At 74.0% G+C, this 23879-nt stretch carries 16 protein-coding genes; 5 read left to right on the top strand and 11 right to left on the bottom strand.

What is annotated here, in order from left to right; translation table 11 throughout:
* The first annotated feature begins 42 nt into the window (after positions 1-42).
* A complete protein-coding gene (locus tag ACW0Q9_RS07085; RefSeq protein ID WP_456179123.1) occupies positions 43-1596 on the top strand; it encodes a diguanylate cyclase domain-containing protein in 1554 nt (517 codons plus the stop codon).
* Between the two features lie 24 nt (positions 1597-1620).
* Here the strand turns inward: ACW0Q9_RS07085 and prfA are convergent, their stop codons facing one another.
* Together prfA and rpmE are read right to left on the bottom strand one after the other, a co-directional pair.
* Positions 1621-2709, bottom strand: a complete 1089-nt coding sequence (gene prfA / locus ACW0Q9_RS07080) for a peptide chain release factor 1 (RefSeq protein ID WP_456179122.1) — start codon at positions 2707-2709, stop codon at positions 1621-1623.
* 109 nt (positions 2710-2818) lie between these two features.
* Entirely contained in the window at positions 2819-3043 is a 225-nt protein-coding gene (rpmE, locus tag ACW0Q9_RS07075) for a 50S ribosomal protein L31 (RefSeq protein ID WP_091262200.1), read from the bottom strand.
* A gap of 240 nt (positions 3044-3283) precedes the next feature.
* Between rpmE and ACW0Q9_RS07070 the strand changes: the two genes are divergently transcribed.
* Complete coding sequence (locus ACW0Q9_RS07070) at positions 3284-4180, top strand: phosphatase domain-containing protein (protein ID WP_456179121.1); 897 nt, start codon at positions 3284-3286, stop codon at positions 4178-4180.
* A 96-nt stretch (positions 4181-4276) separates the two neighbouring features.
* Here the strand turns inward: ACW0Q9_RS07070 and ACW0Q9_RS07065 are convergent, their stop codons facing one another.
* The 9 genes from ACW0Q9_RS07065 to argS form a co-directional block, all read right to left on the bottom strand.
* Positions 4277-7726, bottom strand: a complete 3450-nt coding sequence (locus ACW0Q9_RS07065) for a phosphodiester glycosidase family protein (protein ID WP_456179120.1) — start codon at positions 7724-7726, stop codon at positions 4277-4279.
* Between the two features lie 141 nt (positions 7727-7867).
* The gene (gene rho / locus ACW0Q9_RS07060; RefSeq protein WP_456179119.1) at positions 7868-9889 is read right to left on the bottom strand and encodes a transcription termination factor Rho; all 2022 of its coding nucleotides are present in this window, start codon (positions 9887-9889) and stop codon (positions 7868-7870) included.
* Positions 9890-10183: 294 nt separating this feature from the next.
* Positions 10184-11122: a homoserine kinase gene (thrB, locus tag ACW0Q9_RS07055; RefSeq protein WP_456179144.1), complete on the bottom strand. Its 939-nt coding sequence runs from the start codon at positions 11120-11122 to the stop codon at positions 10184-10186.
* 84 nt (positions 11123-11206) lie between these two features.
* Positions 11207-12451 carry an MFS transporter gene (locus ACW0Q9_RS07050; RefSeq protein WP_456179118.1) on the bottom strand — a complete coding sequence of 415 codons (1245 nt, stop codon included), beginning with the start codon at positions 12449-12451 and terminating at the stop codon, positions 11207-11209.
* Between the two features lie 110 nt (positions 12452-12561).
* Positions 12562-15819, bottom strand: a complete 3258-nt coding sequence (locus tag ACW0Q9_RS07045; RefSeq protein WP_456179117.1) for an efflux RND transporter permease subunit — start codon at positions 15817-15819, stop codon at positions 12562-12564.
* 121 nt (positions 15820-15940) lie between these two features.
* On the bottom strand, positions 15941-16990 hold the full coding sequence (gene thrC, locus ACW0Q9_RS07040) for a threonine synthase (protein WP_456179116.1): 1050 nt from the start codon (positions 16988-16990) through the stop codon (positions 15941-15943).
* A 112-nt stretch (positions 16991-17102) separates the two neighbouring features.
* Positions 17103-18413: a homoserine dehydrogenase gene (locus tag ACW0Q9_RS07035; protein WP_456179115.1), complete on the bottom strand. Its 1311-nt coding sequence runs from the start codon at positions 18411-18413 to the stop codon at positions 17103-17105.
* Entirely contained in the window at positions 18410-19795 is a 1386-nt protein-coding gene (gene lysA / locus ACW0Q9_RS07030; protein WP_456179114.1) for a diaminopimelate decarboxylase, read from the bottom strand. Before lysA ends, ACW0Q9_RS07035 begins: the two co-directional genes overlap by 4 nt.
* Entirely contained in the window at positions 19795-21459 is a 1665-nt protein-coding gene (argS, locus tag ACW0Q9_RS07025; RefSeq protein ID WP_456179113.1) for an arginine--tRNA ligase, read from the bottom strand. Before argS ends, lysA begins: the two co-directional genes overlap by 1 nt.
* Before the next feature lie 99 nt (positions 21460-21558).
* Here argS and ACW0Q9_RS07020 point away from each other — a divergent pair, with 99 nt between their 5' ends.
* From ACW0Q9_RS07020 to ACW0Q9_RS07010, 3 genes are all read left to right on the top strand, one after another.
* The gene (locus ACW0Q9_RS07020; RefSeq protein WP_456179112.1) at positions 21559-22368 is read left to right on the top strand and encodes a DUF3105 domain-containing protein; all 810 of its coding nucleotides are present in this window, start codon (positions 21559-21561) and stop codon (positions 22366-22368) included.
* 8 nt (positions 22369-22376) lie between these two features.
* Positions 22377-23051, top strand: coding sequence for a DUF305 domain-containing protein (locus ACW0Q9_RS07015; RefSeq protein WP_456179111.1), 675 nt, complete (start codon positions 22377-22379; stop codon positions 23049-23051).
* 179 nt (positions 23052-23230) lie between these two features.
* Positions 23231-23879, top strand: a 649-nt coding sequence (locus ACW0Q9_RS07010) for a winged helix-turn-helix domain-containing protein (protein WP_456179143.1), incomplete at its 3' end; no start/stop codon positions are given.

Below are 23879 nucleotides of genomic sequence, written 5' to 3'. Positions count from 1 at the left end.
ACGAGCGGGTGCGTCCGGACGCACACCGACAGGGAGGCGCGAGTGGGCTGGCTCGACCGGGTCGAGGACCAGGTTGACGCCCTCCGGCGCGCCCGGGCGTTGCAGGAGGCCAGCCGGTCGGCGGAGGCGTGCGCCCTGCTGGACCGGGTCATCCGCACCACCGACGACCCGTGCGCCCGGGCCGACGCGCTGGTGCAGCGCCTCTCCGCCCTGATCAATCTCGGTCGGACGGCCGAGTTCACCCGGGCCATCGAGGAGGCCTCCGCCGCGGTCCGGGACCTGGCCGAGCCCTACCTGCACGGGCACCTCAACGCCCTCGCCGCGCTCGCCGCACACCACCAGGGCGCACTGGACCGCTGCGTCACCCACCTGGTCCGGTCGGCCCGGGCGCTGAGCGCCGACGACGACCCGGACCGGGACACCGCGTGGGGCTGGCACGACCTGGCCATGGCCTACTCCTACCTGAGCTTCCATGGGCACGCGCTGGGCGCGATCGAGCGCGCCCGCCAGGTGGGGCTGACCGCGGGCATCCCGGAGGAGACCTTCGCCGCGCCCGGCATCCGGCTGCGCAACGCCGTCGCGCTGGACCACAACGGCGACAGCGACGGCTGCCTGCGGGTGCTCCGCGACGTGGCCGGCGACCTGGCCCGCTTCCTGCGCCGCGGGCGGGCCGGCAGCCTCCGGCCGAGCAGCCTGGCCGCCTACGGCTACGCCGCGGCCCGGCGGGCGGCGCTCGGCGACCGGGTGGACTCCGGCGGGGACGCCGACCCGGCCCGGCTGCTCGGGCACGGCGGCGACAGCGCCCGCGCCCGCGACCTGCGCCAGCTCGGCCAGGTCTGCCTGGCCGTCGCCGAGGGCCGCCCGATCGAGGCGGTCACCCGGCTGGACACCATCCGGGTCTCCGACGAGACGCTCGGCGCCGCCGAGGCGCCCCGGTTGCGCAGCGTCGCGCTGGCCCGGGCCGGTGACCACGCCGCGGCGCACCGGGCCGACCGGCACGCGTTCCGGCTGGCCGCGCAGCGCAGCGACCGGCTGCGGGACGTCTACATCGACGGCATCGCCGCCCGGATCGACCACGAGGAGATGCGCCGCGAGGCCGCCCGGTACGAGGGCGAGGCGCTCACCGACCCGCTCACCGGCCTGCCCAACCGGCGCCGGCTGGAGCGCTACATCGCCGCGGTGGTGGCCCGGGGCGAGCGGGTGGTGATCGGCGTCTGCGACCTCGACGGGTTCAAGGCGGTGAACACCCGGCACGGGCACCACTCCGGCGACCTGGTGCTGCAACGGATCGCCGGGGTGATCAACCGGGTGATGCGGCGGGGCGACTTCGTGTCCCGCTACGGCGGGGACGAGTTCGTGGTGGTGCTGCCGGAGACCGGCATGGCCGAGGCGGCCGAGGTGGCCCGGCGGATCCAGGCCGCCGTGCACACCGAGGACTGGGAGTCGCTGGTCCCCGGCACCCCGGTCGGGGTGAGCATCGGCTTCGCCGAGGTCGACGGGGGCACCGGGGTGAGCGTCCGGGAGGCGCTGGGCGCCGCGTTCGAGCTGGCCGACCGGGAGATGCTGCGCGCCAAGGACCGCCTCCGCGCCAGCTGAGCGCCGGGCGGGCCCGGCCGCGGGTCAGCGCCGGGCCAGCTCGGTCTCGCCGGCCAACCGGGCGGCGCGGTCGGCCTCGGCCAGGGCGTCGAGCACCCCGTCCAGCTCGCCGCCGAGTGCCAGGTCGAGGTTGTACGCCGTGTAGCCGATCCGGTGGTCGGTGATCCGGTTCTGCGGGAAGTTGTAGGTGCGGATCCGCTCGGACCGGTCCACGGTGCGCACCTGCGCCTTGCGGGCGTCCGAGGCGGCCGCGTCGGCCTGCTCCTGCGCGGCGGCGAGCAGCCGGGCCCGCAGGATGCGCATGGCCTGCTCGCGGTTCTGCAGCTGCGACTTCTCGTTCTGGCAGGAGACCACGATGCCGGTGGGCACATGGGTGATCCGGACCGCGGAGTCCGTGGTGTTGACCGACTGGCCGCCCGGCCCGGACGAGCGGAACACGTCGATCCGCAGCTCGTTCGGGTCGATGGTGACGTCCACGTCCTCGGCCTCGGGCAGCACCAGCACGCCGGCCGCGCTGGTGTGGATCCGGCCCTGCGACTCGGTCACCGGGACGCGCTGCACGCGGTGCACGCCGCCCTCCCACTTGAGCCGGGACCAGACCCCGTTGCCGCCCTCCGGCACGCCCTTGGTCTTGATCGCCAGGGAGACGTCCTTGACCCCGCCGAGGTCGGAGTCCTGCGCGTCGATCACCTCGGTGACCCAGCCGCGCCGCTCGGCGTAGCGGGTGTACATCCGCAGCAGGTCGCCGGCGAAGAGCGCCGACTCCTCGCCGCCCTCGCCGGCCTTGATCTCGACGATGACGTCCTTGGCGTCGTGCGGGTCACGCGGGATGAGCAGCTCGGCCAGCCGCTCCTCCAGCGCCGGCAGGGCCGCCGCGATCGTCTCCGCCTCGGCCGAGAAGGCCGGGTCCTCGGCGGCCAGCTCGCGGGCGGCCGCCAGGTCGGCCCGGGCCTGCTCCAGCTCGCCGGCGGCCTTGTGCAGCGGGACCAGCTCCGCGTAGCGCCGGCCGACCCGCCGGGCGGTGCCCTGGTCGGCGTGGATGGCGGGGTCGGCCAGCCGCTGCTCCAGCTCGGCGTACTCGTCGAGGAGGGCGGCCAGGCGCTCACTGCTCATGCTGCGGATGCTCCTTCGACGACGACCGGACAGGGATGGGCAGAAACGGGCAGAAACGGACGAACGCCCGCGCCCGGCACGGAGCCGGGCACGGGCGTCGTCGACGGAGCTACTTGGCCTTCTTGGCCTGAACCTTGGCGTACTTCTGCTGGAACTTCGCGACCCGACCGGCGGTGTCCAGGACGCGCTGCTTGCCCGTGTAGAACGGGTGGCAGGCGCTGCAGGTCTCGACGCTGATCGAACCGCCCTTGGCGGTGCTGCGGGTCGTGAAGGTGTTGCCGCAGGAGCAGCGGACCTCGGTGGTCACGTACTCCGGGTGGATGTTGGGCTTCATGTCGCCTCGGTCCTTTCGTCGGTGGTCGCCGGGTCGCCGTCTTTGCTCCCGTCGTCAGGACGGGCTCGGGCGTGAACCGGAACCGGTGGCCGATTGACCAGTGTGCCATGGGCTTCCGCCGACCCGTCGAGCGGGCCGCACACCAGGTCCGGCAGGGGTAACGTTCGCCTCCCCGTACGCATTCCCGCCCGCCTGGCGGGCATTCGTGGAGGCGGCAGAGGGATGAACGGGAGGTACGGGATGTTCCGCCTGATCGCCACCCGCGGGCTGCCCGCCTCCGGCAAGAGCACCTTCGCCCGCCGGCTCCAGCCCGGCGTGGTCCGGGTCAACCGGGACGACCTGCGCCGGATGATGCACGGCGAGCGGCTCTTCACCCAGTGGGCCGAGGGACAGGTCACCCGGGTCCAGCGCGCCCAGGTGGAGGCGCTGCTGGCGGCCCGGGTGAGCGTCTGCGTGGACGACACCAACCTGCGCTCGCGCACCCTGCGGGACTGGGCCGAGCTGGCCGCCCGGTACGGCGCGGCGTTCGAGGTGCACGACTTCACCGACGTCCCGCTGGAGGAGTGCCTGCGCCGGGACGCCGCGCGCCCCGAGGCCGACCGGGTCGGCGAGGCGGCGATCCGCCGGCTGCACGACCGTTACCTGGCGAACCGGCCGTTACCGCTCCCGGTGCCGACCGCCCGGACGGGCGGCCCGGCACTGGTGGAGCGGGAGACCGCGGAGCGCCCGGACATCGTGCTGGTCGACATCGACGGCACGGTGGCGCTGAACGTGTCGCGCAGCCCGTACGACATGACCCGGGTCGGCGAGGACGCGCCGAACGAGGCGGTGATCGCGGCGGTGCGGGCCATGCACGCGGCCGGGCACGGGGTGGTCTTCTGCTCCGGCCGGGACGCCACCGCCCGGGCCGACACCGAGGCCTGGCTGGCCCGGCACGTCAAGGTCCCCTACCTGGCGCTGCACCTGCGGGCGGTCGGCGACCACCGCAAGGACTCGGTGGTCAAGCAGGAGATCTACGAGCGGGAGATCCGGGACGCCTACCGCGTGGTCGGCGTCTTCGACGACCGGCAGCAGGTCGTCCGGATGTGGCGGTCACTCGGCCTGACCGTCTTCCAGGTCGCCGAGGGCGACTTCTGACGCGCGCCCGCCGGCGGGCTCCTCCCCCAGGTCGAGGAGCCCGCCGGCGGGCCACCGGTCCGGGGGCGCGGGCGGACCTTCCGCGCCCCCGGACCGTCAGGCGGCGGGCGCCTCCGCCGCCGCGGTGGTCACCGTCGCCTCGGCGCGGACGCCGTTGACGGTGACCGCGAGCAGCACCTGCGCGCCGGGGCGCAGCGCGGTCAGCCGCCCGGTCGCCGGATCGAACCGGGCCACGTGCCAGGGCTTCACCCCGTCGGCCGCGCCGATGTGCAGGTTCGGCGAGCCGGCCCAGTCGGCGCTGACCGGGGCCGCCACCGGGACGGCACGGCCGCCGGGCTGGGTGAGCGTGGCCGTGACCGCGGCCGGGGCGCCGACCGCGACCTCGGCCGGGGCGGCCAGGGCGAGGCGGTCGACGTGGGCGTGGAACTCCGCCGCGACCCAGCGCGGCCCCTCGGCGAGCGGGTCCCGGCGCGCCTGCTCGGCCTCCTCCGGGGTCACCGGGTCGACGCCGAACTCGGTCCAGCCGGTGAAGCCGCCGAGCTGGGCCGGGGTGGACGGCTCCTTGCCCGAGTTGCCGTTGATCACGTACGGCACGCCGTCCACCCGGTCGGCGTGGAAGGTGCCGACGTGCCCGTTGACCATCAGCGCGCCCTTGCCGGTGCGGTGCTGGAAGTCGGCCAGCCACTGCTCGACCAGGGCCGCCTCCTTCCGGTCGCCGAGCTGGCTTGCCTTGGCCGGGCTGGGGTCGCGGGGCGGGTGGTGGAAGAGCACGGTGACCGAGCCGACCGCGGGATCGGTGGCCGCCGCGTCGAGCGTCTCCCGTAGCAGCTCCACCTGGTCGAACCCGCCGCCGCGCAGCGAGCCGGTGGCCGTGCTGAGCGTGACGAACCGGGTGCCCTGGTGGTCGAAGACCCGCGAGGTGTCCCCGAACACGCTCCGGAAGTTGCTGATCGGCGCGCCCATGATCTCGTGGTTGCCGGGCACGTAGTGGTACGGCAGTTCCCCGCCCAGCTCCTCGTCCAGGATCCGCTTGGCCAGCGCGAAGTCCGCCGGGTAGGCGGTGTCCACGAAGTCCCCGTTGATGAGCAGGAAATCCGGCCTCGCCGCGCGGATCTCGCGGAGCGTGCGGCGGGCCTGGGCGACCAGGTCGCTGTCGGGGTTCGCGGCCACGAACTGGGCATCGGACATGACCGCGAAGCGCCAGGGCGCACCGTCCACCGTGCCGTCGCGCAGCACCACCCGGTCGGTGCGGTTCGGCTCCTCCGGCGCCTGCACCGTCGGGGGCACCCGGGCCACCAGGTCGTCGATGACCACCTCGCTGCGGTACTGCTTGGCCGGATCGGTCTCGGCCACGTAGAACCGGCGCACCCGCACCGGGTACTGCACGCCGGCGGGGACGGTGAACTCGACGTACCGCCAGCCGGTCCAGGTCAGGTAGGGGCCGCGCAGGACGAACTGGGTGTCCTGGGCGTCGTGCAGGTGCAGGCTGGGCCACTCGCCCATGCCGTTGCCCTTGATCCACATGCCGAACGCCTGCGGCTGGCCGGGCACCGGGATCCAGGCCGGCGGGTCCGCGTACGCGGCGCGGGTGCCGGTGGACTGGCTGAAGTCGTACGACATCCTCAGGCCGGTGCCGGTGTGGCCCTCGGCCGGGGCGACCGCGCCGCTGGCCCGGGCCTGGCTGAACTTCCAGGAGGCGGCGTCGTCGAAGCCGGCCACCGGCACGTCGGTGAGCCCGACGGTGACCGGGAGCACCGTGGTCCGCGCGCCGACCCGGACGGTGACCAGCGCGGAGCCGGTGCCGGCGAGCGCCTTGACCGCGAGGTTGCCGTCGGCCGTGGGAGTGACGTTGAGCAGGTCGTGGTCGTACTCCAGCTTCAGGTCGGCCGGCTCGATGGGCGCGGTGTTCCCCTCCGCGTCGTAGCCGACCACGCCGAACAGGCCGCTGTCGCCCTGCTGGTTGAGGCCGAGCCGGTCCACCGTGGAGTCGACGCGCTCCAGCGGCCCCAGCACGGTCAGGTCGAGGGTGCCGCGCGCCTCGTCGCGCCAGGCCGTGACGGTGCTGCGGCCGGGCCGGCCGGCCCGGAACACCCCGTCGTCCACGGTGCCCTGGGCGGCCGGGTTGGCCCGCCACTGCGGCGCGCCGGCGGCCGGCCCGTACGTCTCGTCGTAGCCCGCCGCGGTGAGCCGGCGGGTGAGGCCGGGGAAGACCCGGTCCGGCCGGCCGCCGCGGATCGGGGCGACGCCCGGCGCGGCGGTCGGGTCGCTCGCGGTCTCCAGCCAGTAGCCGGTGAGCCGGCCGCTGCCCTGCGGGGCGTAGATGGCCAGGCCGTTCGGCACCGGTCGCTCGCTGCCGTCGGAGGGGCTGTTCTCCACCTGGACCGCCGCCGCGCCCGGCTCCCGGGCCAGCAGGGTCGAGGAGCCGCCGCCGTCGAGGTTGAGCGCGCTCCACGCGCCCAGCTCGACCATCATCCGGCCCATCTCGGTCTGGGTGACGCCCCGGCTGTCCACCTGCCGGCCGTCCACGGTCAGCATGATCATCCGGCGGCCGTCGGCGGAGAACCCGACCGAGGTGCGCGGGGCCAGGCTCGCGTCGGCGATGGTCTGCACCACGCCGTCGCGGACCAGCACGCTGCCGCCGCCGACCGCGGCGCGCGGGTTGCTCCCGTCGGAGGGCTTCGGCCGCCAGGTCAGGTCGACCGGGTCGCCGGGGCGCAGCGCGGCGAGGGCGTCGGCACCGGCCTCCCGGCCGAGCAGCACCGTGGTCCCGGCCGGGATCGGACCCTCCCCCGCCGTGGTGGCCACGGTCGCCACCCGGCCGCCGGTCACCGTCACCTCGGTCGCCCGCGCGGCGCCCTCCACGGCCCGCTGGCGGGTGTACGACCCCCAGAGCGGGGTGAAGACGCCCACGCCGTCGCGCTGCACCATGTTGTTGAACTGGGTCAGCGGCACCGGCCCGGCGGGCAGGGTGGCGGTGCCCTCGAAGCCGACCTGGATGACCCGGCCGATTCCCTCGGCGCTTATCGCGGCGGCGTTGGTGTGCCCGGCGACCGGCGACTGGACCAGCTCGCCGGAGCGGATGCCGATGCCCTGGGCGGCGCCTGAGTTGTTGATGTCGAAGAAGTCGCCGTTGACCGCGGCCACCGCCCGGGAGCGGTCCACGGCCGCGCGCAACGGCTCGTCGCGGGTCACCGCGCCGGAGTTGACGTAGTCGACGGTCACGCCGCCGGAGAGGTCGGCGGTGAGGGCGTCGGCCCGCAGCCAGCCGTCGGCGTCGTACCGGTCGAAGGAGGTCAGGTCGAGTCCGGGGGCGACCGGACGGGTGGTCTTCGCGGTCTCCAGGCCGCCGGCCGGCTCCACGCCGGCCTCACCGGCGAGGGCGACCGCGGAGTCGGGACGGGAGGAGGCCGCCGGGGCGTCCTCGGCCGGGGTACGCGGCTCGGCCGTGGCCGCCGCCGCACCGGGCGGAACCGGAGCGGTGAGCGTGAGCAGCGGCGTCAGCAGCAGGACGCCGGCGAGACGGGCGGATCGACTGCGGATTCGCATGGACCACAGTCAACCCGAGACTGAACAGAAGTTTCAATACCCTCCGGCTTAACCGAAGAAAAACTTCACCACCGCTCCCCGCCCCGGTACGCGGAGAGGGGCACGGCCCGCAGGCCGTGCCCCTCTCCGGAGAACCTCAGATCACTCGCCCGGGGTGGACTTCGCGATCTGCATCAGGAACTCGATGTTCGTGCGGGACTGCTTGAGCCGGTCCAGCAGGAGGTCGAGCGCCGCCTGCGAGTCCAGCGAGTGCAGCACCTTGCGGAGCTTGTGGACGATCGCCAGCTCCTCCGGCGCGAGCAGGACCTCCTCCTTGCGGGTGCCGGAGGGGTTGATGTCGATGGCCGGGAAGACCCGCTTGTCGGCGATCTTCCGGTCCAGCTTCAGCTCGGCGTTGCCGGTGCCCTTGAACTCCTCGAAGATGACCGTGTCGGCCATCGAGCCGGTCTCCACCAGCGCGGTGGCGAGGATGGTCAGCGAGCCACCGTTCTCGATGTTCCGCGCCGCGCCCAGGAAGCGCTTCGGCGGGTACAGCGCGGTGGAGTCGATACCACCCGACATGATCCGGCCGCTGGCCGGCGCCGCCAGGTTGTACGACCGACCGAGCCGGGTCACCGAGTCGAGCAGCACGACCACGTCGTGGCCCAGCTCGACCAGGCGCTTCGCCCGCTCGATCGCCAGCTCCGCCACCGTGGTGTGGTCCTGCGGCGGACGGTCGAACGTGGCCGCGATGACCTCGCCCTTCACCGACCGCTGCATGTCGGTGACCTCTTCCGGCCGCTCGTCGACCAGCACCACCATCAGGTGGCACTCCGGGTTGTTCCGGGTGATCGCGTTCGCGATCGCCTGCAGCACCATCGTCTTACCCGCCTTCGGCGGCGAGACGATCAGCGCCCGCTGGCCCTTGCCGATCGGCATCACCAGGTCGATGACCCGGGTGGTCAGCACGTTCGGCTCGGTCTCCAGCCGCAGCCGCTCCTGCGGGTACAGCGGAGTGAGCTTGTAGAACTCCGGCCGGCGCTTCGCCTCGTCCGGCTCCATCCCGTTGATGGTGTCGAGCCGGACCAGCGGGTTGTACTTGTCGCGCCGCTGCTCGCCGTCCCGGGCGGCCCGCACGGCGCCGGTGATCGCGTCACCGCGGCGCAGGCCGTACTTCTTGATCTGGGACATCGAGACGTACACGTCGTTCGGGCCGGCCAGGTAGCCGGTGGTCCGGACGAAGGCGTAGTTGTCGAGCACGTCGATGATGCCGGCGACCGGGACGAGCACGTCGTCCTCGCCGACCTGCGGCTCGCGGCCGCCACCGTCGCCCTCGGCGCGCTCGCCGCGGCCGCCGCGCCGGCGGTCGCGGAACCGGCTGCGCCGGCCGCGCCGGCCGCCGCCCTCGCCGTCCTCGTCGCCGTCGTCGTGGCGCTCGGCGCGCTGGCCCCGGTCGTTGCGGTCGCCCCGGTCACCCCGGTCGGTGCGCTCGTTGCGCTCGCCCCGGTCACCCCGGTCGCCACGCTCGTTGCGCTCGCCCCGCTCGCCACGCTCGGCCCGCTCGCCCCGGTCGGTGCGCTCGGCCCGCTCGCCCCGGTCGGTGCGCTCGGCCCGCTCGCCGCCGCGCTCGGCCCGGTCACCGCGCTCGCCGCCGCGCTCCGCACGCTCGCCGCGCTCGGCACGCTCGCGGCCCCGACCCTCGGCCCGCTCACCGCGCTCGGCCCGCTCGCCGGTCTCGGCGGGAGCCTCCTCGGCACGCGTCTCGGCCGGCCGCGCCTCGGCGGTCGCGGCGGCCGCCCGGCCCCGGCGGCTGCGGGTGCGGCCCTCGGTCGCCTCGGCAGCCGGCGCCGGCTCGGCGGTGCGCCGCTCGGTCTCGGCCCGCTCCTCGCGGACCTCGGCGTGCACCTCCTCGCGGGCGGGAGCGGTCGCGGCCGCGACCTCGGCCCGCGGTCGAGGGGTTCCGGCGGCGGCGCCGCCCTGCCGCTCGGTGATCGCGCTGATCAGCTCGCCCTTGCGCATGCGAGCCGTACCGGAGATACCGAGCGACGCGGCCAGGCTCTGGAGCTCAGGCAGCAGCATCGCCGACAGGCCGGTACCGCTGCGCCGACGCCGTGTGGGGGCGGCAGTGGTGGCATCGCCAGCGACGTTGGAAACATCCGACGTCACGTCGGTGGTGTCGCTCAATGGATTCCTTCCCTCGATAGGCCGGGGCTGCCCGGAGTCGAGAACAGGTGGCCGGGCGGCCTCGGTGCACCCGCCTCGCAGGGACGCGTCGCGGGAGTCTGTGACACAGCAGCCGGTCGGTTTCCCGACTCACCAAGCTCGGTGAGCAGGTCTCGCCGTCTGCGGCGACCTGTGGAAACTGCGGTGCGGCGTGGGCCTTTGGCAGGGGTGACGGGCTGACCGCCGAGAGCTTCGGGGGTGCGCCGACCCGCAGGAGATCGCATGCTTCGCGGCTGTGCTAGGTGTAGAGCGTAATCAACTCTTCCGACCTGCGGCAACAGGGTCCCGCTCGGCGTGTCCAAGTCTACCCCGGGCGACCCGGGCACCGCTGACGTCTATCGGCAACTCCCACCGGCGCCAATCTGTTCCCGCCTCGAATCCCGCGGGGACCTCGGACAACGCCAGCACGGTGGGTCCCGCCCCACTGACCACAGCCGCCACACCCGTCGCACGCAGCGCGGCCACCAGGGCCGCGGTGGCCGGCATGTCCCCGGCCCGGTAGTCCTGGTGCAGCCGGTCGACGGTGGCCGGCAGCAGCAGCGCCGGATCGGCGGTCAGCGCGTGCACCAGCAGCGCGGCCCGCCCCGCGGTCAGCGCCGCGTCGGCGTGCGGCACGGTGGCCGGCAGCGCCGCCCGGGCGACCGAGGTCAGCCCCCGCTCACCGGGAACGAAGACGGTGGGCCGGACCGTCTCCGCCACGGGCAGCGAGACCGCCCGGGCGCCGGCCGGCTCGGTCCAGGCCACCGTGAAGCCACCGAGCAGGCAGGGCGCCACGTTGTCGGGATGCCCCTCCAGCTCGGAGGCCAGCCGGAGCGCGGCGGCGTCGTCCAGCCGCGCCGCGCCGTCGGCGACCAGCGCCCGGGCCAGCAGCACCCCGGCCACGATGGCCGCCGAGGAGGACCCGAGGCCCCGGGCCTGGGGGATCCGGTTGACGCACTCCAGGGCCAGCCCGGTCGGCTGCCCGCCGAGCACGTCGAAGGCGGCCCGCATGGCGGTCACCACGAGGTGCCGGTCGTCGTCGGGCAGCTCGCCGGCGCCCTCTCCGCTCACCGCCACCCGTACGCCGCCGGCGGTCACCTCGGCTGCCAGGTCGTCGTGCAGCCCGAGGGCCAGCCCGAGCGAGTCGAAGCCCGGGCCCAGGTTGGCGCTGGTCGCGGGCACCCGGACCCGGACCGGACCGGCGGTGAAAGTCATCGGCACCGGCTCATGCTAGGGCGCGGTCCCGGCCGCGCGCCGGATCGCCCGGACCCTGGGACCGGTACCCGCCGACGGGCACGCTCACGGGGTGCGGCTCGGTGCCGTCTCCTCGGCCGGGTCGGTGAGCGACAGCCGCCGGGTGGCGAGCCGCCAGCCCACCGCGTAGACCACCGTGACCAGGCCGCAACCGGCCAGCACGGTGCGCTCGTCGACCGCGTCGACCACCAGCGCCACGACCAGCTGGCTGACCGCGATGGCCAGCGTCGCCAGCATCATGTCGGTGGCGAAGACCCGGCCGCGCAGCCGGTCCGGCACCTCGCCCTGGAGGGCGTAGTTGGAGAGCACCCAGTTGCTGCCGCCGCCCAGGTGGGCCAGGAAGACCAGCACCAGCACCAGCGGGAACCAGGACACCAGCGAGACGCCGACGTAGGCCAGGCCGTAGAGAGACATGGACAGGGCCAGGCCGGTGAGCAGCCAGGCGCGGTTGCTGAGCACCCGGCGCATCAGGATCGGGCCGACCAGGGCGCCGGCGCCCCGGGAGGCGAAGAGCAGGCCGGTGCCGATCGCGCCGACCCCGTACACCCCGGCGAGCAGGGGGAAGACGGTCAGCACGCCGTTGCCCAGGCCGACCGCCGACTTCACGGTGACCAGGGCGAGCACGCGCGGCCGGTGGGCGATGTAGCCCAGCGCCTCGCGGATCGCCGGCCAGGTGCGCGGGACGACCGCCGCCGGGTCGCGGGGGGCCTGCAACGGCCGGCGGATCAGCGCGGCCAGCCCCGCCGCCGCGGCCAGGGCCACCGCCGCCACCCAGAAGCTGGCGTACGGGCCGGCGGCGGCGCTGAGCATGCCGCCGAGCGAGGCGCCGACCACGGTCATGGTGCCCCAGGCCGAGCCGGCGATCGCGTTGCCGGCGGCCAGGTCGGCCGGGTCGAGCACGTTGGGCAGGGCGGCCTGGGCGGCCGGCGAGTAGAAGGCCTTCGCCACCGCCACGGCGGCGATCGACACCAGTGCCAGCCAGGCCGTGCCGGCGTCGCGGACGCCGAGCAGCAGCAGGATGCCGGCCAGCGCGGCGAGGTTGGCCGCCATCATGATCTTCCGCCGGTCGAACCGGTCGGCGATGGTGCCGGTGTACGGCAGCAGCAGCGCGGTCATACCGGTGTCCACGGCCAGCACCAGCGCCCCCCACACCCCGCTGCCGGTCAGCGCCGGCAGGAGCACGAGCAGCGGCACCATGACGAACCAGTCGGCGCCGAAGACCACCAGTTCAGCGAGGAAGAGGTTGCGGAAGTCGCGGTTGCGGACGAGGACCGAGACGGTGGGTGACACGCCGGAACCCTATCGGGCCGTCCGCCGCCGGCCGTCCGCCACCGTCCCCCACATGGGGAGAGGGTGGCCGCCCCGACACGGGGACGGCCACCCTCTCGGGGATCGGGCGGCTACTCCGTCGGCGGGAGCGGGGAGCGGCGGCTCTTCGGCAGGCGCAGCACCTCGAACTGGTCCGTGCCGTCGACCAGCGCGGCCGACGGCGCCGGGCGGGCCGGCAGCTCGGCGGCCGAGGCGGCGGCCTCGACCGGACGTTCCCCGGCCCCGACGGTCACCAGGGCCGGCGCCGCCGGCGCGACGGGCGCCGGGGTGCCGCGCCGGCGGGCCCGGCGCGCGCGGAAGGACTCCTTGGTGCGTTCCACCATGGTGTAGAGCGTCGGCACGAGGATCAGCGTGAGCAGCGTGGAGCTGAGCAGCCCGCCGATCACCACGACGGCCAGCGGCTTGGAGATGAAGCCGCCCTCACCGGTCAGGCCGAACGCCATCGGCAGCAGCGCGAACACGGTGGCCACCGCGGTCATCAGGATCGGCCGCAGCCGGCGCCGGCCGCCCTCGACCACCGCCTCGGTCACGCCCATGCCCCGCGTCCGGTACTGGTTGATCAGGTCGAGCAGCACGATCGCGTTGGTCACCACGATGCCGACCAGCATGAGCACGCCGATCAGCGCCGGCACGCCCAGCGGGGTGCCGGTGAGCAGCAGCAGCCCGATCGCGCCGGTCGCCGCGAACGGCACGGAGATCAGCAGGATCAGGGCCTGGGTCAGGCTGCGGAACGTGCCCACCATGATCAGGAAGACGATCGCGATCGCGGCCAGCACGGCCAGTCCCAGGTCGGCGAAGGCGTCGGCCTGGTCCGCGCTGACACCGCCGATGACGAACGTCGCCCCCGGCACGTCCAGCGCGTCCAGCTTCTTCTGCAGCTCCTGGGTGGTGGCGCCGAGGTTCGAGCCGGTGGCCGTGCCGGTCACCGACACGCTCCGCTCACCGTCGATCCGGGTCACCTGCTGAGGGCCCTCGACCTGGTTGACGTCGGCGATGTCGTCCAGCTTCACCGGGCCGACCGGCAGCGCCCGCAGCTCGGCCACGCTCAGTGGCGGCCGGGCCCCGGTGCTCAGCACCACGTTCTGCGGGGTGCCGTCCAGGGTGACCTGGCCGAGCGGCGCCCCCCGGTACGCCTGCGCGACGAGCTGCCCCACCGCCGCCTCGGTCAGCCCGGCCCGGGCCGCGGCGACCCGGTCCACGGTCACCTCCACCCGGGGGACCCGGGTGGCCAGGCCGGTGGTCACGTCCTCGACGCCCGCCGTGCCGGCCATCGCGTCCCGGACGGCCTCGGCGGCCCGGGTCAGCGTCTCCTGGTCGGCGGCCTGCACGACCACCTCGAGCTGGTTGGCGGAGCCGGCGTTCTGCCCGCCGCCGAAGGTCAGCTCGCCCGCCTCCGGGCCGAGCGCGTCGAACTCCTTGCGCAGCTTCTCGCGGACCTCCGCCGCGTCGGTGTCGTCGGTGAGCGCCAGCGACCAGGATGCGGTGTCGTTGCCGCCACCCGCCCACGGGTTGTCGCCGCCGCCCGCGCTGACCTGGTAGGTCGCCACCCCCGGCGTACGCCGGAGGATCTCCTCGACCCGCGCGGCGGCCTGGTCGGTGCCGGTCAGCCCGGTGCCCGCCGGCAGCTCCTGCTGGATGGCCAGGGTGTCCTGGCCGGAGTCGTCCAGGAAGTTGGTCTCCAGCTTCTGGGCCAGGCCGAAGGTGCCGAAGAGCACGAGCAGGCCCAGCGCCACGGTGGCCCAGCGGGTGCCCCGGGACCGGGTGGCGAAGCCGATCACCGGCAGGTACGCCCGCTGCAACGGGCTGCGCAGCTCCTTCTCGGCGGCGGCCTGCCGGGCGGCGGCCTCGTCGGCCCCGCCGCGCGGCGGCTTGAGGAACCAGTACGCCAGCACCGGGATCACGGTCAGCGAGACCAGCAGCGAGGCGAGCAGGGCCACCGTCACGGTGATCGCGAACGGCGCGAAGAGCTGCCCGACGAAGCCGCCCACCAGGGCGATCGGCGCGAACACGGCGACCGTGGTGAGGGTGGACGCGGTGACCGCGCCGGCCACCTCGCGGACCGCGGCGAGGATGGCGTCCCGCTTCGGCTCGCCGTATTCCAGGTGCCGCTTGATGTTCTCCAGCACCACGATCGAGTCGTCGACCACCCGGCCGACGGCGATGGTCAGCGCGCCGAGGGTGAGCAGGTTCAGCGAGTAGTCGCCGGCCCAGAGCACGATCAGCGCGACCAGCACCGACAGCGGGATGGAGACCGCGGTGACCACGGTGGAGCGGACGGAGAGCAGGAAGACCAGGATCACCACGACCGCCATCAGCAGGCCGAGCAGGCCCTCGGTGGTGAGGCTCTCGATGGACCGCTCGACGAACGGGGCCTGGTCGAAGACCACGGTCAGGTCGGCGCCCGAGGCGGCCTCCAGCTCGTCCAGGCGGTCCCGGATGTCGTGCGAGATCGCCACCGCGTTGCCGTCCGGCGCGGCGGTGACGGCGATGCCGAGGCTGGGCTTGCCGTTGGTGCGGGTGAAGGCGGTGGCCGGGGCGAGCTGCTGCTCCACCCGGGCCACGTCGCCGAGGCGTACCGGGGCGGCCGGGGCGGTGCTCAGCACGATCCCCCGCAGGTCGTCCACGGTGCGGATCGGGGTGCCGACCTGCACCGGCAGCGAGCGGCTGCCGTCGATCACCGCGCCGGCCGGCAGTGCCACGCCGTTGGTCTTCAGCGCCTGGGCGATCGCGGTCGGTGCCAGCCGGGCCGCGGCCAGCTTCGCCGGGTCGGGAACGATCGTCACGACCTGGTCGCGGGCGCCGGTCACGTCGACGGTGCGGACCCCGTCCAGCCCCTCCAGCGCGGGTACGACGGTGCCGCGCAGCTTCTCGGCCAGGGCCTGCTCGTCGCCGCCGCCGGTCGCGGCGACCACCACGGCGGGCAGGTCGTCGGTGCTGCCGGCGATCACCTGCGGGTCGACGCCCTCGGGGAGCTGGGCGTCGATCCGGCTCAGCGCCGTCTGCATCTTGTTGACCACGTCGTCCAGGTCGGTGCCGAACTCGTACTGCACCTGGACGGTGGCGGAGCCCTCGCGCGAGGTGGAGGTGACCTTCTCCAGGCCCGGGATGCCCTGCAGGCTGTTCTCGATCGGCTCGGCGACCTGGGACTCGACGATCTCCGGCGCGGCACCCGGGTACGGCGCCACGATGAACGCGGCCGGGAACTCCAGCGACGGCAGCAGCTGCTGCTTCAGCGACGGCACGGCGAACGCCCCGAACGCCGTGGTCACCAGCGCGATGAGGGCGATCAGGCCCCGGTTGGCGAGACTGAATCTGGCGAGCAGCGACATCGGCGTTACTCACTCCTGGGAAGGGGTGTACGGGGTGATCAGAGTCTGCCGCACCCGATCACGCTCCCACGCACTGACCCCGGCGGGCGTGACGGCGCCCGCTCCGGTCCGGCGCGGGCGGTCAGACCAGGTCGAGGGAGCGGGCCGCGGCCAGGGCGTCGTTGGCGATCGTCACCGGGGCGGGCGCCGTGGAGATGGCCCACTCCGGGTCCTTGAGGCCGTGGCCGGTCACCGTGCAGACCACGGTGCCGCCGGCCGGCACCCGGCCGGCGGCGGCCTGCTGGAGCAGGCCGGCCACGCTGGCCGCGCTGCCCAGCTCGACGAAGACCCCGACCTCGCGGGCCAGCAGCCGGTAGGCCGTGAGGATCTCCCGGTCGGTGACCGCGGAGATCAGCCCGCCGGAGGCGTCCCGGGCGTCGAGCGCCTTGGTCCAGCTCGCCGGGTTGCCGATCCGGATGGCGGTGGCGATGGTGGACGGCTCCGGCACCACCTGGCCGGTGACGATCGGAGCCGCCCCGGCCGCCTGGAAGCCGTACATCTTCGGGGCCCTCGTGGCGTTGCCGTCGCGCAGGTCCTCGGAGTAGCCCATCCAGTAGGCGGAGATGTTGCCGGCGTTGCCGACCGGCAGGCAGTGGATGTCGGGGGCGTCGCCGAGCGCCTCGACGATCTCGAACGCGGCGGTCTTCTGCCCGTGCAGCCGGTCGATGTTCACCGAGTTGACAAGCGCGACCGGATAGTCCTGGGCGAGCTTGCCGGCCAGCGCCAGGCAGTCGTCGAAGTTGCCCTGCACCTGGAGCAGGCGGGCGCCGTGCACCAGCGCCTGGGCCAGCTTGCCCAGCGCGATCTTGCCCTGCGGCACCAGCACGGCGCAGGTGATGCCGGCGCGGGCCGCGTACGCGGCGGCGGAGGCGCTGGTGTTGCCCGTAGAGGCGCAGATGATCGCCTTGTCACCGGCCTCGACGGCCTTGGAGACGGCGACCGTCATGCCCCGGTCCTTGAACGAGCCGGTCGGGTTCGCCCCCTCGACCTTGAGCCACACGTCGGCGCCGACCCGGGCGGAGAGCACCGGCGCCGGCAGCAGCGGCGTGTTCCCCTCGTGCAGGGTGACGACGGGAGTCGCGTCGGTGACCGGCAGCCGGTCCCGGTACGTCTCGATCAGACCCCGCCACATGTCGCACTCCTCGCCTCTGCCGCCCCGGTCGCCGGGGGCCCTACCAGCGTGGACCAGCCTTCCCGACCGGCCGCCGGCACACCTCCGGATAACCATCAGGCGGGACGGGCGGCTACGCCCCGCCCTCGACCCGCAACACGCTCGTCACCGAGCGGACGATGTCCAGCCCGCGCAGTTCGCGGACGGTGGCCGCGAGCGCGGCGTCCGGCGCCACGTGGGTGACGATGACCAGCTCGGCGTCGGCGCCGCCGCCGGCCGGGCCCTGCCGCACGGTGGCGATGGAGACCTCGTGCCGGGCGAAGACCCCGGCCACCGCCTCCAGCACACCCGGCCGGTCGGCCACGTCGAGGCTGATGTGGTAGCGGGTGAGCGCCTCGCCCATCGGCCGCACCGGCAGGTCCGCGTACGCCGACTCGCTGGCCGCGTGCACCCCGGCGAGGCGGTTGCGGGCCACCGCCACCACGTCGCCGAGGACCGCGCTGGCGGTCGGCGCGCCGCCGGCGCCCCGGCCGTAGAACATCAGCTGCCCGGCCGCCTCGGCCTCGACGAAGACCGCGTTGAACGCGTCGCCGACGCCGGCCAGCGGGTGGGTCAGCGGGATCATCGCCGGGTGCACCCGGACGCTGACCGTCTCGCGGCCGGCCGCGTCGGCGCCCCGGGCGGCGATGCAGAGGAGTTTGATGGTGCAGCCCATGGCCTTGGCGCTGGCCACGTCGGCGGCGGTCACCTCGGTGATGCCCTCGCGGTGCACGTCGGCGGCGGTCACCCGGGTGTGGAACGCCAGCGAGGCGAGGATGGCGGCCTTGGCGGCGGCGTCGAAGCCCTCCACGTCGGCCGTCGGGTCGGCCTCGGCGTAGCCCAGCTCGGTGGCCTCCTCGAGGGCCTCGGCGAAGCCGGCGCCGGTGGCGTCCATGGCGGAGAGGATGAAGTTGGTGGTGCCGTTGACGATGCCGGTGACCCGGTTGATCCGGTCGCCGTGCAGCGACTCGCGCAGCGGGCGCAGCAGCGGGATGGCCCCGGCGACGCTGGCCTCGTAGTAGAGGTCCGCCCCGCCCTCGGCGGCCGCGTCGTGCAGCGTCGCGCCGTCCTCGGCGAGCAGCGCCTTGTTGGCGGTGACCACGCTCTTGCCGGCGCGCAGGGCCTCGACCAGCCAGGTGCGGGCCGGCTCGATCCCGCCGACGACCTCCACCACCACGTCCACGTCGTCCCGCTTGATCAGGCCGAGCGGGTCGGTGGTGAACAGGGCGGGGTCGACCGGCAGGTCGCCGCGGTCCCGGCCGACCCGGCGGACGGCGATGCCGGCGATCTCCAGCGGGGCGCCGATCCGGGCGGCGAGGTCGGCCGACTGCTCGTGCAGCAGCCGCACCACGTCGCTGCCGACCGTGCCGCAGCCGAGCAGCGCCAAGCGAACGGGTGAGGTCATCCCACATCCAATGCGAGCAGGTCGTCTTCGGTCTCCCGGCGGACGATCAGCCGGGCCCGACCGTCGCGGACGGCGACGACCGGGGGCCGCGGGACATGGTTGTAGTTGCTGGCCATGCTCCGGCAGTAGGCCCCGGTGCCGGGCACCGCGACAAGATCTCCGGGCTGCACGTCGGCGGGCAGGAATTCATCCTTCACCACGATGTCCCCGGACTCACAGTGCTTTCCCACCACGCGGGCGAGCATCGGCTCCGCGGCGGAGACCCGGTTGGCCATCGTCGCCGAGTAGGACGCGTCGTAGAGCGCGGTGCGGATGTTGTCGCTCATCCCCCCGTCGACGCTCACGTAGGTGCGGATGCCGTCGACGTCCTTCACGGTGCCCACCTCGTAGAGGGTGAACACCGCGGGCCCGACGATGGCCCGGCCCGGCTCGATGGAGAGGTGCGGCACGGCCAGCTTCTCCGCCGCGCACTCGCCGTCGACGATCTTGCGCAGCCGCTTGGCCAGCTCGTGCGGCGCGGCCGGGTCGTCCTGCGTGGTGTACGCGATGCCGAAGCCACCGCCCAGGTCCAGCTCGGGCAGCTCCACCCCGCGCGCGTCGCGGATCTGCGCCTGGAGGGCGAGCACCCGGCGGGCGGAGACCTCGAAGCCGCTGGCGTCGAAGATCTGCGAGCCGATGTGCGAGTGCAGGCCGCGCAGCTCCAGCACGTCCTCGTCGAGGATCTTGAAGGCGGCCGCCGCGGCCGCCCCGCCCGCGAGGGAGAAGCCGAACTTCTGGTCCTCGTGCGCGGTGGCGATGAACTCGTGGGTGTGCGCCTCCACGCCGACGGTCACCCGGACCAGCACCCTCGGGCGTACCCCGCGCTCGCGGGCCAGCGCGGTGAGCCGGTCGATCTCGGCGAACGAGTCGACGATGATCCGGCCCACGCCGGCGTCCACGGCCCGGGTCAGCTCGGCCACCGACTTGTTGTTGCCGTGGAAGCCGATCCGCTCGGGCGGCATCCCGGCCGACAGCGCGGTGGCCAGCTCGCCCCCGGTGCAGACGTCGAGGAACAGGCCCTCCTCGGCGATCATTCGGACCACCGCCCGGCAGAGGAACGCCTTGCCGGCGTAGAAGACGTCGGCGTCCGGGAAGGCGGCCCGGAACTCGCGGCAGCGCGAGCGGAGGTCGTCCTCGTCGAGCACGTACACCGGGGTGCCGAACTCGGCGGCCAGGTCGCGGACGTCCAGGCCGGCGACCGACAGGGCCCCGCCCGCGCCGCGCGCCACGTTGCGCGGCCACAGCTGCGGGACCAGCTCGTTGACGTCGACCGGGGTACGCAGCCAGGCCGGCCCGCGGCTGCCGATGTCGCCGTGCAGGGCACCGGCCTCGTGCGCCCGCATTACATCCGCTCCGGAGCCGAGACGCCGAGCAGGCGCAGGCCGTTGGCGATGACCACCCGGGTGGCGTCGTTGAGCCACAGCCGGGCCCGGTGCAGGTCGGTGACCTCCTCGTCGCCCCGCGGCAGGATCCGGCAGTTGTCGTAGAACCGGTGGTAGGCGCCGGCCAGCCGCTCCAGGTAGCGGGCGACCAGGTGCGGGCCGCGCAGCTCGGCCGCCGAGGAGACCACGGCGGGGAACTCGGCGAGCGCCTTGAGCAGCTCGTTCTCCTTCTCGTGGGAGAGCAGCTCGGCGTGGAACGCGTCGGCCTCGCCCCGGGTCAGCCCGACCTCGGCGGCGTTGCGGCCCACGCTGGCGGTGCGGGCGGCGACGTACTGCACGTAGTAGACCGGGTTGTCGCGGGTGGCGCGGGTCCACAGCTCGACGTCGATGTCGATCGGCGAGTCGCTGGAGTAGCGGGCCAGCGCGTAGCGGGACGCGTCCACGCCGATCGCGTCGACCAGGTCCTCCAGGGTGACCACGGTGCCGGCCCGCTTGCTCATCCGCACCGGAGCGCCGTCGCGGAGCAGGTTGACCAGCTGGCCGATGAGGATCTCCAGGTTGCGGTCCGGGTCGTCGCCGAAGCACGCGGCCATGGCCTTCATCCGGCCGATGTAGCCGTGGTGGTCGGCGCCCAGCATGATCACCACGCGCTCGAAGCCACGCTCGCGCTTGTCGAGGTAGTAGGCGCAGTCGGCGGCGAAGTAGGTCCACTCGCCGTTGGACTTGCGCAGCACCCGGTCCTTGTCGTCGCCGAAGTCGGTGGTGCGCAGCCAGGTGGCGCCCTCGGACTCGTAGAGGTGGCCCTGCTCGCGCAGCCGGTCGAGGGCCTTGTCCAGCTCGCCCCGGTCGTGCAGGTCCTTCTCGTTGAAGTAGGTGTCGAACTCCACGCCGAAGTCGCGCAGCGACGACTTGATCTCGGCGAACATCAGCTCGACGCCCTCGACCCGGAACACCTCCTGGGCGGCGGGCTCGGCCAGGTCGAGCACCTCGGGCCGACGCTTGACCACCTCGGCCGCGATCTCCGCGATGTACGCGCCGCCGTAGCCGTCCTCCGGGGCCGGCTGGCCCTGGGCGGCGGCGAGCAGCGAGCGGGCGAACCGGTCGATCTGGGAGCCGGCGTCGTTGAAGTAGTACTCGGTGCCGACGTCGGCGCCGGTGGCCCGGAGCAACCGGCTGAGCGCGTCGCCGACGGCCGCCCAGCGGACCCCGCCGATGTGCACCGGCCCGGTCGGGTTCGCCGAGACGAACTCCAGGTTGATCCGCTGGCCGGCGAGGGTGTCGCTGCGGCCGTACGCCGGGCCGGCCTCGACGATGACCCTGGCGAGCTGGCCGGCGGCGGCCGCGTCGAGCCGGATGTTGAGGAAGCCCGGGCCGGCGATCTCCACCGACTTGATCCCCGGCGCGCGGCCCAGCTGGTCGGCCAGAGCGGTGGCCAGCTCCCGCGGCGGGACGCCCACCTTCTTGCTGAGCTGCAGCGCCAGCGTCGAGGCGTAGTCGCCGTGCTCGGGGTTGCGGGGTCGCTCGACGGTGGTCTGCGCGGGCAGCGCGGAGCGATCCAGGCCCCGGTCCTCGAAGACGGCGTGGGCTGCGGCGAGGACGACCTCGGCGAGTTCTGCGGGAGTCACCGAACCATGTTATCGGGGGTAGACTCGGTCCCCGCGGCGGCGACCCAGCATGTGAACCGGCCCCGCGGCTCCCCTGACCGACCGACCTGACGAGGCACGATGAGCATCAGCACCCCGGGCGGCCCGGAGCGCCGTCCGACCGTGGTCAGCACCGGCAAGAAGCCGGCCGCCGGCCGACCCGCCGCTGCCGACAAGCCCGCCGGCGGCAAGGCCGGGGCCGGCAAGGGCGGCCCGCGGCAGACCGGCGGCAAGGGCCGCAAGCCGGTCACCCCGGTGAAGGTGAGCCAGGGTCGCTCGTGGGGTCCGATCGCCCTGTTCGTCGCGGTGGGCGTGCTCGCCGTCGGCATCATCGGTGTCGGCGCGTGGGCGGTCTACCGGGGCTCGCAGCCCTGGCAGAAGCGGGCGGACGCGATCAACGGCATCGTCGACTTCCGCAAGAAGGACAAGGACCTGGTCAAGGGCGGCCAGCACCAGCCGGGCTCGATCAAGTACGACGTGCTCCCGCCGGTCGGCGGCCCGCACAACCAGGCCTGGCAGAACTGCATGGGCGACGTCTACGACGCCCCGATCGCCAACGAGCACGCGGTGCACAGCCTGGAGCACGGCACGGTCTGGATCACCTACCGCCCCGACCTGCCGGCCGACCAGGTGGCGAAGCTGAAGGCCAAGGTCCAGGGCAAGGAGAAGCTGATGCTCAGCCCGTTCGAGGGGCTGGACAAGCCGATCTCGCTGCAGGCCTGGGGCTTCCAGCTCAAGGTCGACAACGCCGACGACGGCCGGATCGACGAGTTCATCAAGACCCTGCGGGTGAACGCCTCGGTGGAGGGCCCGACCGCGCTCTGCGACCAGGGTGTCACCGCCACCGGCACCACGCCGCGTGACAACCTGGGCAACCAGCCCACGCAGTGAGCGACGCGATGACCGCCCCCGTGACGACGGACACCGACCTGGACGAGACGCCGGCCACCGCCGACGGCGGCCGGCCGGCCGCGCGCCGCTTCGGCCTGCTGGCCGTGGCGCTCGCCGTCGTGGTCGGCCTCCTCCTCGGGTACGCGGGCGGCCTGCTCACCCCGGCGCTCACCCGGCCCGGCGACAACTCGGCCGAGGCCGGGTTCGCCCGGGACATGACCAGCCACCACGCGCAGGCGGTGGCCATGGGGCTGATGGCGTTCCGGCAGGGCCAGGACCCGGAGGTGCGCCAGATCGGCAGCGACATCGCCACCGGGCAGCAGGGTGAGATCGGCACCATGCAGACCTGGCTGCGCTCCTGGAAGCTGGACCCGACCGGCGACCGGCCGCCGATGGCCTGGATGCCGGACGGCGCGACGGCGGTGAAGAACGGCCTGATGCCCGGCATGGCCACGCCGGAGGAGATGGCGAAGCTGCGGGCCGCGACCGGGCGCGAGTTCGACGTGCTCTTCCTGCAGATGATGATCCGGCATCACGTCGGCGGGGTGCACATGATCGACGGGATCCTCGACCAGGGGCACGACGACGACGTGCTGGCGGTCGCCCAGGTCATGAAGAACACCCAGCAGAAGGACCTGGCCAACCTCACGGCGGCGCTCAAGCGCCTGGGTGGCAGCCTGTAACACCTGCTCGGACGGAGGGCCCGCGTCGTGCGCGACGCGGGCCCTCCGCGTACCCCCGGCCGGGCCGCGCCCGTTATGCCGCTTTATAACGTTTTGGGCTGTACAACCCATTGCGCTGCTTGGAGACTTTTCTCCCCACATATCGTGACCAGTTGCGATTCGGGCTCGTTGCGCAGGACGTGGGGGTTGCACTCAGAGACGCAGGGCGGTCGGTGACCAGCTGGTGCCGACGTCACACCATCGGCGGTGACGGGGCGGTGGCAGCCGTCCGTCGCGGACTGCGGCAGGGCGAGCCGGGAACGCTCAGCCGCGAACAGGAACTCGAACTGATCGACGTGCTGCGGGGCGTCCACCCCGACGAGTTCGGCCTGGACGAGGAGCTCTGGACGCGACAGAGCCTGACCACCCTCATCGAGCGCCAGTTCGAGCTGACCATGGACGCCGGCACGGTCGGGGCGTACCTGCGGGCCTGGGGGTTGGGTCCGCGGGAGCCCCGGGAGCGGGCCTGCGGGCTCTGCGTCGGCGCGGTCGAGCGCTGGGTACGCAGCGAGTACCCGTCGATCACCCGGGCCGCCCAGGAGCACGCCGCGGAGGTCTACTGGATCGGCCGGGTACGCCTGCGCGGCACCATGCCGGCCGCCGACGTGATCTCCGCCGTGTCGTCCCGCGGCCGGGTGCGCTTCATGATCACGACGCCCTCGGTGGACCCGCCGCTTCCCCGCGACTTCGTGCTGCGGCTCAGCGGCGCCGAGGAGCGCACCGTGCACCTGATCGTCGACGGCTCCTGGCCACGCAACGAGTGGCCCCGCCCCCTGCCCCCCCGGATCG

The sequence above is a fragment of the Micromonospora sp. I033 genome, from assembly GCF_053890995.1.
Note: the sequence above shows the minus strand (reverse complement) of the source record. Positions and strands in the feature narration are given on the sequence as shown.